Raw genomic sequence first — 13,849 nt, forward strand, 5'->3', positions numbered from 1 at the left:
AAATTAATATATAGATGTGTGTTAAAATAAAAAAGAGATGACAAAATGCCATCTCTTCTAATTGCAAATACATCATAATTATTATCCTACGTTGGCATTATCCAAATCAGGTCATAGGTCGAAGTTCACAACTTCCTCTCAGCCAGTTTACTAGCTCCCTGTTATTAATTTATATATACAATATAATTTATAAATTATCATTTGTCAATAAGTTTAATTATTTTTCTTGAACAACTCACTGACAAGTAAAGAACCTAATATCAAAACCGCCCCAATCCATTGAGAAATACTCATCGGCTCAGCTAAAAGAACTGTGGATAAAATAATCGCAGTTACTGGGTCTAAATAGCTAAAAATAGCAACTTTTTGTGCTGGTAATTCTTGTAGTGAAGAAAAATATAATAGATATGCTATACCTGTATGTATAATACCTAATATAGCCAAAGATAATAACGAAAAACCACTCATACTCCATGAATTTCCCTGATAGATTACATAAGGCAATAAAATTATTGAAGCTAATAATAATTGAGCAATACTGCTATCAATGGCAGAAATATCTTTGAAAAATTTATTTGCTAAGACTACAATCGCATAAAATAATGCAGCAGATATTCCATAGAGTACACCGATAAAATCATTTACACCAGATTGGTTATCATTGAATATGCCAGCGACTAATGCCATACCTAATAAAGATAAAATTACACAGATGATTTTAAAGAGAGATAAACTTTCTTTTAATATAAATGGAGATAATAATACTACAAAAGTAGGTGCTAAATAATATGTAAGTGTTGCTGTAGCTATCGTTGTATAATTATATGCTTGAAATAAAAAAATCCAGTTAAAACCTATAGCTACGCCAGCTATTAATAAATAGCGTAAGTTTCTTATCAAAGCATTTCGATTTATTTTTTTGTGCAAGCATACCATAGCAATAAATAAAATAAAAGCACCTACAAAACCACGTACTAGGGCTATTTGTGAACTTGCAAGTTCTATATTGCGTACAAATAAACCAATACTACCAAAAACAAGCATAGCCGTAATATTTTTTAAAGTTGCATTCATGAAAATCATTCACATCTCTTTCTATATTTATCTAGTCAATAATTATTGTTTATAATATAGCATAAAAACAATATACGTACTAGCTTAAAATTTGTTATAATTGATTTATATTTTATAATTCTAATGAAAGTACGGTGATATGATGATAAAAGCTATTTTCTTTGATATTGATGGTACCTTAGTTAGCTTTAAAACACATAAAATTCCTGAATCTACGATACAAGCTTTACATACTTTAAAAGCAAAAGGAATAAAATTATTTATCGCAACTGGTCGTCCGCCATATGACTTGAAATTTTTAATTGATGAATTTGGCGATTTATTCAGTGGTTATATTACTTTTAATGGTCAATATTGTTATGATAGTACAGGGAAAATCTTACACGAAGAATATTTAAATCGTGAAGATTTAATCCAATTTACAAATTACATCAAAGATAAAGATATCGCTTGTGGCTTTATGGAAATAGATTATTTTTATTTTAATCTCTATAATGACCGTTTAGCAAAATTAAAAGAAACTTTAGGAGATACTGCACCTGATAGAGCATTTGATGACGTAAGTCGTGTATCCAATCATAAAACATATCAATTGAATATTTTCTTAAATGAAGATGAAGAACAAGAAGTCTTACCATATTTGCCAAATTGCAAAGCTGTTCGTTGGTGCCCATATTTTACAGATATTATTCCTAAAGATGGCGGTAAAGGCACAGGCATCAAAAAAGTTTTAGCTTACTATGGTATAGATATCAATGAAGCCATGGCTTTTGGTGATGGCGGAAACGATGTGGAAATGCTTGAAGCTGTAAAATATGGCATAGCTATGGGAAATGCTAATGAGAATTTAAAACAGATAGCAGATTTCATCACTTTAGATGTAGATAATGATGGCGTAGCTTATGCTTTAAAACAATATAACGTATTATAAAAATAAACCTACTATAAATTACCTTATTTAAAAGTAATCTATAGTAGGTTTTCTTTAATTAAAATATTTCTTTAACGACGGTAAATACAAAATGAGAATAATTGATTCTAATAAATACGTTAAATTATATGTTAGCCATATACCATCATTACCTAGATAAGACATCAATATTTTTTGGCAGATATAAAAAAATATCACAGCGACAAACATCATATTTCTGATAGAAGCTGTATTACCAATACCTGTATACATACCATATAAAAGCAATCCCACACAAGCACATATTGGATGCAAAATCAGATAGATACTATAATCGTTAGCATAATTAGCCACAATTGCCAAATCAGTCATCATATTTATAAAATACGATTTAGTGATATACATAATCACTGAAATAAAAATTATAAATACAGCTAAACATCTTAAGCTTATCTTTAATACTGAATTTAATAAATTTATATCCTTATATCCCTTTGCTTTTCCTGAAAATACGCTCACACCATTTGCCATACCATCAATAAAGTAGACCACGATAAAAATGATTTCTAAGATAATAGCATTACTTGCTAGTGTAACAGTTCCCATGCTTGCCCCAGCTATGGCAAACAAATTATTTATCGTCAATAAACAAACAGTGCGAAACATTAAATCCACATTTACCTTCATCATGGCTAAAAATGGTTGTAAAGTTTTTAAACTTTGAATGTATTCACTGCAAATGATTAAGTTCCCTCGTTTATAAATAGCGATAAAACCTATCATACAACCATATATTTGAGCAATCAAAGAAGCATAGGCTACACCTTGAATATTCATATCCATGATAAATACAAATACGATAGATAAGACGATATTCAATACATTCATGGATATTTGCATAAACATAGTATAGCGAATTATCATCTGTCCCATGAGCCAGCCTAGCGTTACATAATTGATTAAAACAAATGGTGCTCCCCATATAATGATATCACAATAATTTTTCATCAATTCAACAACTTGGCTTTCAGGCTTCATTAGCAACGCATAATATTTGAAAATCCACGGATAAATGATTAAAAATATTAAACTTATTACTATAGCTATAAGTAGTGGTCTAGCTAAAGCTAAAAATTTATCTTTGGCGGATTCACTGCCCAAAGCTTGAGCGGAAAAACTTGTAGTAGACACTCTCAAAAATCCAAATAGCCAATATATATTGTTAAATAAAATTACTCCCAAAGAAACAGCAGCTATATAAAAAGCTTCTGACATATGCCCCATAACAGCAGTATTTACAGCTCCTAATAGAGGCTGTGTAGCTGTGGATAACATAAAAGGAGTAGTTACTTTTAGATATTCTTTATAAGTTAATTGTGATAGCATAAAATCTCCCATCTATTAAAATTTTTATATTATTTTATTTAAAATAAATGACAAGCAACATGATGATTAACTGATATCTCTTTTAATTTTGGCTTTTCCTGTTTACAAATATCTTTGCAGTATTTACAGCGATTTTGAAATGGACAACCTTTTGGCAAGTCCAAAGGGCTTGGGATATCACCAAAAAGAGTTTCTATATTTTTATTTTGCTCATTATCTAGAGAAAAAACTGCTTTTAATAAAGCTTTAGTATATGGATGCTTTGCTTCGATCAATTTATCACCATCAATTTTTTCAACGATATTGCCTAGATACATCACGGCTATACGATGACTAAATAAACTAACTAAAGCTAAATCATGACAAATAAAAATATAGGTGATATTTTTTTCTCGTTGAAGTTTTACTAATAATTTAATGATTTTAGCCTGAACAGATACGTCAAGAGCAGAAGTGGCTTCATCACAAACAATAATTTCAGGCTCTAGGGCTAAAGCTCTGGCAATAGCTACACGTTGACGTTGACCGCCACTCATATTATTCGGATATTTATATACAAAATCATCTGGCAACTCTACTAATCGCAATAATTCTTGAGCTTTTTCTTTCATTTGTGATTTTTTTATTAAATTAAAATTTAATAGCGGTTCACAAATAATATCGCCGATTTTCATTTTAGGATTAAACGCTGCTGTAGGGTCTTGAAAAACCATTTGAATATGACGACAATTTTGACGACGTTTTTCTCCTGTTAATTTAGTAATATCTTGATTATGAAAAATAACTTCACCAGAAGTTGGTGCGTGCATATTCATAATAGTTTTTACCAGTGTAGATTTACCACAACCAGATTCGCCAACAATGCCTACTGTTTCTCCAGCATTAATATTAAGACTAACATCATCACAAGCTGTTAAAAATCTATTATTACTAGCTGGAAATTTTTTAGTTATATTTTTTACCTGCATAATAACTTTAGACATAGCGCTGTCCTCCTATTTGTGGAACTGAAGCAAGTAAAGTTTTAGTATATTCTGCCTGTGGTGAATTAATTATATCTTCGGCTTTACCATATTCTACAACTTTGCCTTGTTTCATTACCATAATTTTATCTGACATATACGCAGCTACACCAATATTATGAGTTACTACAATCATTGCTGTACCACAACTGCGAGGAATTTCTATCAATTCTTTAACTATTTGTTCTTGCGTAGTAACATCAAGGGCAGAAGTAGGCTCATCTGCTAATAATAAAGATGGTTTAAAACTTATTGCCATAGCGATACCAACACGCTGACGCATACCGCCAGATAATTCAAATGGATATGATTTCATGATATTTTCAGGATTAGCTAAATTCATACGAGTAAGCATTTCTACAGCAAAAGAATATGCTTCTTTTTTAGTAAGATCATCGTGAATTTGTAGATATTCTATAAATTGTTTACCAATAGTTTGGATAGGATTTAACATATTACCACTATCTTGGAAAATCATAGCAATATGTTTTCCTCTTAAAGATAGCCAATCTTTATGGTTGTATTTCAATAAATCTTGATTTTCAAAAAGAATTTTTCCATTTATAATCTTTCCGCTATTAGGTAAACAACCTAATATGGCTCTAATCACTGTAGTTTTACCACAGCCAGATTCACCAACTATGGTCAAAATTTCTCCTCTATCCAAAGAAAAATTAATATTTTTAACTGTAGCTTCTATATTTTTGTTATATTGAATAGTTAAATTAGATACATCAAGTAACATTAATTTACCCCTTTTATGCTTTAGCTGGTTTTATTTTATTAGTAAGCCAATAATAATCCGATGGATACATAACTACACCCTCTAAGCCTTTGGTGCTGATAATATTAGTCTGTGGATAACCTAAGAATAATGCTGCACCATCATTTAATAAGATTTGTTGCGCTTCAATAATTAATTGACGACGTTTTTCTTTATCAAATTCGACAGATAATTGATTTAAAATCTCATCATATTCACGATTACTATATCCAGAACCATTTTGTGGATTATCTCCATTTACATTAGTTTTCCAATACCAACTTAAATAAATTTCAGGATCTCCAGTATTAGCAGTTGTAATATTAGAAATAAGTAAATCATAATCGCCATCAATACCCATTTTATCAATAAGGTTATAATCTACACTTTTTATATTTATCTTAATTCCTACTTTTTTAGCATCAGCTTGTACAGCTTCAGCGTATAAAGGAAGCTCTGCACGGCTATTATACACGACAAAATCAAGACTTAAGTCCTTGCCATCTTTATCTAAAATACCATCTCCATTACTATCATTCCAACCAGCTTCGGCTAATAATTGCTTAGCTCTTTCTGGATTATATGCATTTGGATCTGTCAACTCATCAAAGCCATAATCCATAGATGGCGGTATTGGTGCTTTACCTGTGATAAAAGTATCTTTTAGTAATATTTTATTATAATTTTCTCGATCACAAGCAGAAATCAAGGCAGCACGAACTTTATCATCGCCTAAAATACCATTTTGATTAATACGAGCAAGTACTGTACGTAATGAAGAAATTTCATCGATATAGAATTTATCATTATTTCTAAATAAATCTATATCTCCAGCTGCGATATTTACAGCAAAATTAACTTCACCAGATTGAAGTGCCATAGCACGAGTATTAGGATCATCAATAGATGGTATTTCTACACGCTCGAATGGAACTTCACCATCCCAATAATATTCATTTCTCACCATTACAGCCTTTTCTTTTACAAAAGATTCCACTTTATATGGACCAGTACAAATTGGACCTTCTTTGGCAAAATCTCTACCTTGTTCCTCTGCACTAACATCTACAATAATAAATAATGGGTCAGCCAAAAATCCAGGCATATTAGGTTGAGGTTTGCTTGTTGTGATTATTAGATTTTGACCATCAGCCTTCATTTCTGTGTATTCAAAGAAAGTTTTTGCTCGAGTATTTTTAGCAAAAGCACGTTCAATAGATTTTTTTACAGCTTCAGATGTTACTGGATTGCCATTAGAAAATTTTACATTATCACGGATTTTAAAAGTCCATGTTAAATGGTTATCACTAATAGACCAACTTTCCGCAAGCCATGGCTGAACATTCATTTTTTCATCAAATTTTGCCAAACATTCACCAATAGCATAACGCATCACAACCCAGCCAAAATAATTTTGTGTTGGCTCTAAAGTATCTGCAAAATTTGTAACTCCAAATTTTAAAGTAGTTTTATCTACTGTATTTTCAGAGCCACAACCAGCTATTATACCTGCAGTCAATATACCACATAGACTTAAACTAATAGCCTTCCATAATTTTTTCATTCTAAAACTTTTCATATTTAACCTCTTTTCTTATCAATAAAATCTATCAATCCTGTCTAGGGTCTAAAATATCACGTAAACTATCTCCCCAAAGATTAAATATAGCTACTACTATAAAAATAGCTAACCCTGGATAAATCATCAGCCATGGAGCAGTTTGAATATATTGACGACCTTCATTGAGCATTAATCCCCATTCTGGTGTAGGTGGTTGAGCACCAAAACCTAAAAAAGATAGACCCGCTATTTCCATCATCATAGTGCCAATATCCATAGCTCCCGTAATCACTATCAACGGTAAAATATTAGGTAGTAAATGATGATACATAATTGTAAATGTAGTTGCTCCACTAGTTTTACTAGCTATGATAAAATCATTATTTTTTAATTTAATAACTAAACTTCGTACTAAGCGAGCATATTTTGCCCAACTTACAACGACTAAGGCGAAAATCGTATTTATAATACTTCCACCCATGATGCCAGCTATAGCGATAGCTAGAATAATTCCTGGAAAAGAAAGCATAATATCAGCCAAACGCATTAAAATAAGTTCTATTTTACCGCCAAAATAACCAGCAATTATACCTATGATTGAACCTATAGTTGCTGTCAAAATCACAATGCAAATCGTCATAAATAATGATATTTGCATACCATAGATTATGCGTGAAAAAATATCTCTGCCCAATTTATCTGTACCTAAAAAATATTCATTATTTGGCGTTTGCAATGCTTTCAACATATTGGCTTCATAAGGATCATGTGGCACTAAAACTGGTGCTAATAGAGCAATGCAGATTATTAAAATGACTGAAAAAGAATATATGGAGAATAATTTATTTTGTTTTATAAAATTAAAAATCATATTGTATTAATTCTCCTTTTTTATTCTTGGATCGAGATAACTATAAGATAAATCCACTAAAAAATTAATTACTGTATATACTGTGGCAATCCATAAAACAATCCCTTCAATTAATGGATAATCACGCATAGTAATCGCTTGAACTGCCATTTTGCCTATACCTGGCCAAGAAAAAACAGTTTCAATAACAGCAACACCACCTAATAACCAACCGATGGACATACCTAATAAAGTTATTAAAGGTAAAATGGCGTTAGGTAAAATATGTTTCCATAAAATAGCTTTTTCAGACAATCCTCTAGCTCTAGCGCCAATTACATAATCTTGATGTAATTCATCTAAAATGACAGTACGCACTTGTCTAGTATATTTCGCTGATTGATAAATAGCTAAAGTAAGTGCGGGCAATACTAAACCTGAAAAACTGACCTTTGCTGTAGCAATAGGAGCTAGACCCAGCTTTAAGCCAAAGATATATAATAAAATCAAACCCACCCAAAAGCTTGGCATAGATACACCAATAAAAGAAAATATTCTCACTAAAAAATCAGGAATTTTATTGCGATGCGTAGCAGAAAAAATTCCCAAAGGAATGGAAATGACCATAATTAAAATAATTGTAGTTAATGCTAATAAAACAGTCCCTGCAAAGCCTTCTATTAATTTCTCCATAACAGGTTTTTTAGCTGAATAAGAAATTCCCATATCGCCTTGCACTACACCTAAAAGCCAATTACCATATTGTACAAGAAATGGATCGTTAAGTCCCATTTCTTCACGAGTTTGCTCAATTACTTCTTGAGAAACAATAGTATCTGATGCTTCTAAGAGCATAGTGGCTGGATCACCAGGTGATAAATAAGTTAAACAAAATGTTAAAAAACTGACTCCAATTAAAGTAATTACTAATTGAATTAAACGATTTATTAATCGTTTCAAAATAAAAAGCCTCCTTTATATTTTGTTTATTTTTTTAGTAGATTATCTTTTAGCTCCTTTCTTTATTTTCTTGTTTATCCCTAACAAAAAAGTCTGCTTTAACAAGCAGACTTAAATATGATTATATACAAATATAAAATATAATAAAAAAACCTAATTCCATAGAATTAGGCAGTATTATACAAATTTATATTCGTACAAAATCGCCTTCCCATCGCTCGCAGGTAATAACGGTGATTATTAAATAGGCAGTTCTCCTGGCTTAGAGTCATAGCTATTCACGCCTTCCCAAGAAGATAATTTATTCTCAGTGACATAATTGTGAAATCGCTCGTCTTTACAGTGGCGGGACCGCTTCGGCTTATACCGAATTCCCTATTAAGTCTGTATAGACACCTATTCTATCTATATTTTATTACTTATGTTTTATGTTATCATTAGTGATAATCTTTGTCAATTATTTTATAATAAATTTCATTAATTTTATTATTACTAAAAACTTTATATAAGATATATAGTTTTTGTAAAGTTGTTAACTTATTGGCGGATTGATAAAAATATTTAAAAATTATAGCCACAAAAAATCTATTTACAATAGACTTTTGTATATTATTTTTCTCATAGCTTATTGTTTTTATAGATGATATAATTATGAATATAAAATTTATAATTGTTATCAATATTATAATATAAAGAGAGGGATTTTCATGTATGAAGATTTAATTGAAGAAAAAGTTTCTTCCGAAGATATTTTTGATGGGGTATTACTTCATGTAAAGCGTGATTATGTAAAATTACCAAATGGTAATAAAGCTGTTCGTGAATGGATAAAACATCAAGGTGCTTCTGCTGTTATTCCTGTATTGCCAAATGGTAATATTATTTTAGTGCGTCAATATCGTTATCCTATTGGCAAAGTAACTTTAGAAATTCCTGCTGGCAAATTAGATAGTGTTGACGAAGACCCATTAATTTGTGCTAAACGTGAATTATCTGAAGAAACAGGTTATACTGCTAATAAATACACACAAATTCATAAATTAGCTACTACTGTTGGTTTCTCTAATGAATGGATTTATATTTATTTAGCACAAGATTTAGTAAAAGGTAAACAACATACTGATGATGATGAATTTATAAATCTAGTAGAAATGCCACTAAGCGAAGCTGTCGATTTAGTTAATAAAGGTGAAATCTTTGATGCTAAATCTGTTGTTGCTATTTTAATGGCAGAAAAATTGTGTAAACAATAATTTATTTATATTTGTTATTTAAAAATTTAGGAGGTATTTAATGTTTGGTTTTGGTCCAGATATGATATATGCAATCCCAGGTTTGTTGATTGCATTGACTGTTCATGAATATGCCCATGCTAAGGTTGCTGATAATTTAGGAGATTTCACTCCTCGTATGAATGGCAGATTAACTTTAAATCCTGTAGCTCATATTGACCCTATTGGATTGATTATGTTATTTTTTGCTCAAATAGGTTGGGCAAAGCCTGTACCAATTAATTTAAATAATTTTGATGATTGGCGTAAAGGTGAAATGCAAGTTTCCTTAGCAGGACCATTAGCTAATTTAATCACAGCTTTTGTAGCTTCAATATTTTTTGCTCTTTGTTTTAAGTATAGTTTTGCTCCTCATTGGCTTGTTATGGTATTACAATTAATTATTATTTATAATGTAAATTTTGCTATTTTTAATTTAGTACCTATTCCACCACTTGATGGTTCTAAAATCTTATCTTCTCTGTTACCAGGTAGATTAGCTTATAAATATCAATCTTCTGTAATTAATCGTTATAGCTTTTTTATTCTAATCGCTCTTGTTTTTACTGGAATATTGGGTTTTATCATTCACCCTATCAGTAACTTTATTATAAGCATTTTAAATCTTATTATTTCTATTATTATTTAATGAGTTTTTTATGCAACAAGAACAATATAAGGTACATTTAGAATCCTTTGAAGGGCCATTAGATTTATTATTGCATTTGATTGAAAAAAATCGTATTGATATTTATGATATTCCTATTGCTCTATTGACGGAACAATATATGGATTATCTTGCTAAATTTAAAGAGTTTAATATTGAAGTAGCTAGTGAGTTTTTAGTCATGGCAGCCACATTATTACAAATCAAATCCAAAATTTTATTACCTGATACTAAGGTAGAAGAAGTAAATGAAGATGATACTGATGAGGTTGACCCACGAAAAGAATTAGTCGAACGATTATTAGAATATCGTCGTTATAAAGAAGTCAGCAGTATTTTAGGTGAAATGGCAGATGAAGCTGGCAAAAGATTTTTTCGTGAAGCTTCTAATCTACCGACAAAACATTTGCCACCTAAAGGGCTTGATGTAAAACTTTTGTGGCAAGCATTTCAAAATGTGCTAGAAAGCCAAATTGAAAATGAACCTCTTGTAGCTAATGTTGCTCGAGAAAAATATACTATTGAAGATAAAATCATTTCTTTATTGGCTTTGCTTAAACAACATGGCGGAAATATTTGTTTTAACACTGTATTTCAATATAGTGAGCATAAGATTTCTAAATCTGAATTAATCACTACTTTTTTAGCTATGTTAGAATTGATTAAAATAAAGAGAATAACAGTATATCAGACAAGTATATTTTCGCCCATTTATTTAAAAATCAATGATGAAGTCGAATCTTCTGATAACGATATTATTGTTGATAATACTGAAAATAATTAAAGATTGTTAATAGATGATTTTTTGATAAAAATTCATGAAAATAGACGCTTGTAAGCGTCTATTTTTTTTATTTCTCCCCTCGAGAATAATTATTTTATTTATTAATTATAATAAAATATTATTTCTTAATTTATTTTTAATCTAAATATCATTTGTTATTATTGAGTCTAAGTTGTATAATATAAATAATATATATATTTATATTAATATTATTCAAATTAATAATCCTATATATTAATTAAAATAATATAATATAAAACTTAGCGATAACTAAGTAAAGGAGAATATTTTATGATTATCAAGCCAAGAGTAAAAGATTTTATCTGTTTAACTTCTCACCCTGAAGGCTGTAAAGAAAACGTACGCCGTCAAATCGAATATGTAAAAAGTCAGCCAAAGGTTGAACTTGGTAAACGTGTATTAGTATTAGGTGCTTCTACAGGTTATGGCTTAGCATCTCGTATTTGTGCAACATACGCGAGCGGTGCTTCTACAATTGGAGTTATTTTTGATAAACCAGCACATGGTAAAAGAACTGCAACTGCTGGTTGGTATAATACAGCTGCTTTTGAAGAATTTGCAAAAAATGATGGCTATTATGCTAAAACAATAAATGGTGATGCTTTCTCTCAAGCTATTAAAGAAAAAACTATTGAACTTATAAAAAAAGATTTAGGCAAAATTGATATGGTCGTTTATTCCTTAGCTGCTCCTCGTCGTACAACAGCTGATGGAACTATGTATTCTTCCGTATTAAAAACTGTTGATGAACCTTTCACTGCTAAGACTTTAAATTTAAAAACAAATGAATTAACTGAAGCTACTTTACCACCTGCTACTCCTGAAGAAGTAGAAGCTACTATTAAAGTTATGGGTGGCGAAGATTGGGCAGATTGGATGCATGCTTTAAAAGCTGCTGATGTTTTAACTGAAAATGCTTGCACTGTAGCATATTCTTATATTGGTTCTAAGATTACATACCCAATATATTATGAAGGTACTATCGGTGCTGCTAAACAACATCTTTATAAAACAGCTGAAACTTTACGTCAAGAAGGCTTTAATGCTATTATCTCTGTAAATAAAGCTTTAGTTACACAGTCTAGTTCTGCTATTCCTATTGTTCCTTTATATGTGGCGGTAATGTATCGTGTAATGAAAGATAAAAATGTTCATGAAGGTACTATCGAACAAATGTATCGTTTATGGCATGAATACCTCTCTCAACCACAACCAAAAGTAGATGATGAACACCGTATTCGCATTGATGATTTAGAAATGAGAGACGATGTACAAAATACTATTTTTGAATACTGGGATAAAGTAACTACTGAAAACTTAACTCAATATGCTGATGTAGATGGTTATTGGAATGACTTCTACAATCTCTTTGGCTTTGGTTTTGATAATGTAGATTATGATGCTGACGTAAATCCAGAAGTAAATCTTGATTTAGTTGAATAATACAAACTCAAACAAATTTATATATTTTTTAGAGTAGAAAGTCTTCTCTACTCTATTTTTTTGATAAAAAGTTTCTACTAATGATAAAAGCAGTAATGTATTTAAACATTACTGCTTTTTGTTAATTCTAAAGGATTTTCACCATATTTATTTGGACCATTTGTTCCTTTAGCCAAAATCAAATACAAAATAAAAATGAAATAGCCAAAAGGAAAAACAATAGGAAATATTATCCACCAACCGCTAAAATTCAAATCGTGCAAACGTCGTATCATCAAAAAATTAAGTGGTAAAAATAATATTATTAAAATTAAAGAAGCTACTAAAATAAGCAAAATAGGAATTACTTCTATTTGTGATAAAACATTTAAATCATTTACATTTTCGCCTAAAATAGCAATAGATAATGCACTAGCTAAACCTAATAAAGTAATAATCCCTATAAAAGCCAATGATATGACAATCAAAAAGATTATATAATGAATAAATGGCTTTCGATTTAATCTACCTTCTGTAGAAAAATATTTTTCTTCTAAATTCATAAAAAACTCCTTATAAATCCAAACTTAAAGGGTCTTTTCCATATTTATTATCACCATCAGTCCCTTTTATTAAACATAAATAAGCCAAAAATAGCATATTTATCAATGGAATTACACATAAAATTATCCATACAGCCGATTTATCTAAATCATGCAAACGTTTAATTCCTAAAAATAAACTAGGTAATAATGCTAATTCAATCAATGTAGATACTATACTTATACTAATATCAACTACTGTTCCATCTGTCGTACTGATAATCACTAAAAACGTTGGTATTATCAAAAATAGACAAAATAAGATAAAACATACTGCATATAAGATAAATATTTTACGATTTATGCGACCTTTTGTAGATAAAAATCGTTCTTCTAGAGATGCATTTTTCATTTTATTTTTATCTCCTTGAATTTTATTTTACTTATATTATAAAATAAAAATTCATTATTTAATAGTTTTTGCAATAAAAAAAGCATAGTATAACTGAACTGCACCCCAAAAGTTGGACAAAAAACAACTTTTGGAGGTGCAGTTTTTTTATGACTAAATACTCAAATGAATTTAAAGTTAAAGCAATTAAAATGGTTTTAAAAG

Annotated in this window: 14 protein-coding genes and 2 riboswitches; of the genes, 5 read left to right on the forward strand and 9 right to left on the reverse strand. The window is 30.0% G+C overall.

From position 1 onward, the window contains the following. Nucleotides 1–67: 67 nt before the first annotated feature. A riboswitch (TPP riboswitch) is annotated at nucleotides 68–171 on the reverse strand. Nucleotides 172–213: 42 nt separating this feature from the next. Next, nucleotides 214–1,083 (reverse strand): DMT family transporter, encoded by an 870-nt coding sequence (locus AC5LAX_RS09275; protein ID WP_117585599.1) that lies wholly within the window; start codon nucleotides 1,081–1,083, stop codon nucleotides 214–216. Nucleotides 1,084–1,213: 130 nt separating this feature from the next. Here AC5LAX_RS09275 and AC5LAX_RS09280 point away from each other — a divergent pair, with 130 nt between their 5' ends. Further along, nucleotides 1,214–2,005: a Cof-type HAD-IIB family hydrolase gene (locus AC5LAX_RS09280; RefSeq protein ID WP_117585598.1), complete on the forward strand. Its 792-nt coding sequence runs from the start codon at nucleotides 1,214–1,216 to the stop codon at nucleotides 2,003–2,005. Between the two features lie 54 nt (nucleotides 2,006–2,059). On the opposite strand, the gene AC5LAX_RS09285 is transcribed toward AC5LAX_RS09280, so the two are convergent. From AC5LAX_RS09285 to nikB, 6 genes are read right to left on the reverse strand one after another with little or no spacing between them, the layout of a single operon-like run. Further along, a complete protein-coding gene (locus AC5LAX_RS09285; RefSeq protein WP_117585597.1) occupies nucleotides 2,060–3,370 on the reverse strand; it encodes an MATE family efflux transporter in 1,311 nt (436 codons plus the stop codon). 38 nt (nucleotides 3,371–3,408) lie between these two features. After that, complete coding sequence (locus AC5LAX_RS09290) at nucleotides 3,409–4,353, reverse strand: ABC transporter ATP-binding protein (protein WP_117585596.1); 945 nt, start codon at nucleotides 4,351–4,353, stop codon at nucleotides 3,409–3,411. After that, complete coding sequence (locus tag AC5LAX_RS09295; RefSeq protein ID WP_288909604.1) at nucleotides 4,346–5,137, reverse strand: ABC transporter ATP-binding protein; 792 nt, start codon at nucleotides 5,135–5,137, stop codon at nucleotides 4,346–4,348. The genes AC5LAX_RS09290 and AC5LAX_RS09295 overlap by 8 nt, the downstream gene beginning before the upstream one ends. Before the next feature lie 13 nt (nucleotides 5,138–5,150). Continuing rightward, nucleotides 5,151–6,719, reverse strand: coding sequence for an ABC transporter substrate-binding protein (locus AC5LAX_RS09300; protein ID WP_288909637.1), 1,569 nt, complete (start codon nucleotides 6,717–6,719; stop codon nucleotides 5,151–5,153). Nucleotides 6,720–6,765: 46 nt separating this feature from the next. Continuing rightward, nucleotides 6,766–7,587 (reverse strand): nickel transporter permease, encoded by an 822-nt coding sequence (gene nikC, locus AC5LAX_RS09305; RefSeq protein ID WP_220450534.1) that lies wholly within the window; start codon nucleotides 7,585–7,587, stop codon nucleotides 6,766–6,768. Nucleotides 7,588–7,593: 6 nt separating this feature from the next. Beyond that, entirely contained in the window at nucleotides 7,594–8,526 is a 933-nt protein-coding gene (nikB, locus tag AC5LAX_RS09310; RefSeq protein WP_117585593.1) for a nickel ABC transporter permease, read from the reverse strand. Nucleotides 8,527–8,756: 230 nt separating this feature from the next. Further along, a riboswitch (cobalamin riboswitch) is annotated at nucleotides 8,757–8,941 on the reverse strand. Between the two features lie 292 nt (nucleotides 8,942–9,233). On the opposite strand from nikB, the gene AC5LAX_RS09315 reads away from it, so the two are divergent. The 4 genes from AC5LAX_RS09315 (at nucleotide 9,234) to fabV (ending at nucleotide 12,712) form a co-directional block, all read left to right on the forward strand. Further along, nucleotides 9,234–9,779 carry an NUDIX domain-containing protein gene (locus AC5LAX_RS09315; RefSeq protein ID WP_008537901.1) on the forward strand — a complete coding sequence of 182 codons (546 nt, stop codon included), beginning with the start codon at nucleotides 9,234–9,236 and terminating at the stop codon, nucleotides 9,777–9,779. Nucleotides 9,780–9,819: 40 nt separating this feature from the next. Then, on the forward strand, nucleotides 9,820–10,446 hold the full coding sequence (locus AC5LAX_RS09320) for a site-2 protease family protein (protein ID WP_008537902.1): 627 nt from the start codon (nucleotides 9,820–9,822) through the stop codon (nucleotides 10,444–10,446). A gap of 10 nt (nucleotides 10,447–10,456) precedes the next feature. Then, nucleotides 10,457–11,248: a segregation and condensation protein A gene (locus AC5LAX_RS09325; protein WP_117585592.1), complete on the forward strand. Its 792-nt coding sequence runs from the start codon at nucleotides 10,457–10,459 to the stop codon at nucleotides 11,246–11,248. Nucleotides 11,249–11,539: 291 nt separating this feature from the next. Further along, nucleotides 11,540–12,712, forward strand: a complete 1,173-nt coding sequence (fabV, locus tag AC5LAX_RS09330) for an enoyl-ACP reductase FabV (RefSeq protein ID WP_117585591.1) — start codon at nucleotides 11,540–11,542, stop codon at nucleotides 12,710–12,712. Between the two features lie 101 nt (nucleotides 12,713–12,813). Here fabV and AC5LAX_RS09335 read toward each other — a convergent pair whose 3' ends face one another. Together AC5LAX_RS09335 and AC5LAX_RS09340 are read right to left on the reverse strand one after the other, a co-directional pair. After that, on the reverse strand, nucleotides 12,814–13,254 hold the full coding sequence (locus tag AC5LAX_RS09335) for a DUF805 domain-containing protein (protein ID WP_022228196.1): 441 nt from the start codon (nucleotides 13,252–13,254) through the stop codon (nucleotides 12,814–12,816). 10 nt (nucleotides 13,255–13,264) lie between these two features. Further along, complete coding sequence (locus AC5LAX_RS09340; RefSeq protein ID WP_015562181.1) at nucleotides 13,265–13,645, reverse strand: DUF805 domain-containing protein; 381 nt, start codon at nucleotides 13,643–13,645, stop codon at nucleotides 13,265–13,267. Nucleotides 13,646–13,849: the final 204 nt, after the last annotated feature.

This window comes from Megamonas sp. (assembly GCF_986095205.1).

What these genes read in the sequence shown, in the direction of transcription:
- fabV (WP_117585591.1), top strand. Translation starts at nt 11,540, where the DNA reads ATGATTATCAAGCCAAGAGTAAAAGATTTTATCTGTTTAACTTCTCAC.
- AC5LAX_RS09275 (WP_117585599.1), bottom strand. Translation starts at nt 1,083, where the DNA reads ATGATTTTCATGAATGCAACTTTAAAAAATATTACGGCTATGCTTGTT.
- AC5LAX_RS09295 (WP_288909604.1), bottom strand. Translation starts at nt 5,137, where the DNA reads ATGTTACTTGATGTATCTAATTTAACTATTCAATATAACAAAAATATA.
- AC5LAX_RS09325 (WP_117585592.1), top strand. Translation starts at nt 10,457, where the DNA reads ATGCAACAAGAACAATATAAGGTACATTTAGAATCCTTTGAAGGGCCA.
- AC5LAX_RS09340 (WP_015562181.1), bottom strand. Translation starts at nt 13,645, where the DNA reads ATGAAAAATGCATCTCTAGAAGAACGATTTTTATCTACAAAAGGTCGC.
- AC5LAX_RS09290 (WP_117585596.1), bottom strand. Translation starts at nt 4,353, where the DNA reads ATGTCTAAAGTTATTATGCAGGTAAAAAATATAACTAAAAAATTTCCA.
- AC5LAX_RS09315 (WP_008537901.1), top strand. Translation starts at nt 9,234, where the DNA reads ATGTATGAAGATTTAATTGAAGAAAAAGTTTCTTCCGAAGATATTTTT.
- AC5LAX_RS09300 (WP_288909637.1), bottom strand. Translation starts at nt 6,719, where the DNA reads ATGAAAAAATTATGGAAGGCTATTAGTTTAAGTCTATGTGGTATATTG.
- AC5LAX_RS09280 (WP_117585598.1), top strand. Translation starts at nt 1,214, where the DNA reads ATGATGATAAAAGCTATTTTCTTTGATATTGATGGTACCTTAGTTAGC.
- AC5LAX_RS09335 (WP_022228196.1), bottom strand. Translation starts at nt 13,254, where the DNA reads ATGAATTTAGAAGAAAAATATTTTTCTACAGAAGGTAGATTAAATCGA.
- nikC (WP_220450534.1), bottom strand. Translation starts at nt 7,587, where the DNA reads ATGATTTTTAATTTTATAAAACAAAATAAATTATTCTCCATATATTCT.
- AC5LAX_RS09320 (WP_008537902.1), top strand. Translation starts at nt 9,820, where the DNA reads ATGTTTGGTTTTGGTCCAGATATGATATATGCAATCCCAGGTTTGTTG.
- AC5LAX_RS09285 (WP_117585597.1), bottom strand. Translation starts at nt 3,370, where the DNA reads ATGCTATCACAATTAACTTATAAAGAATATCTAAAAGTAACTACTCCT.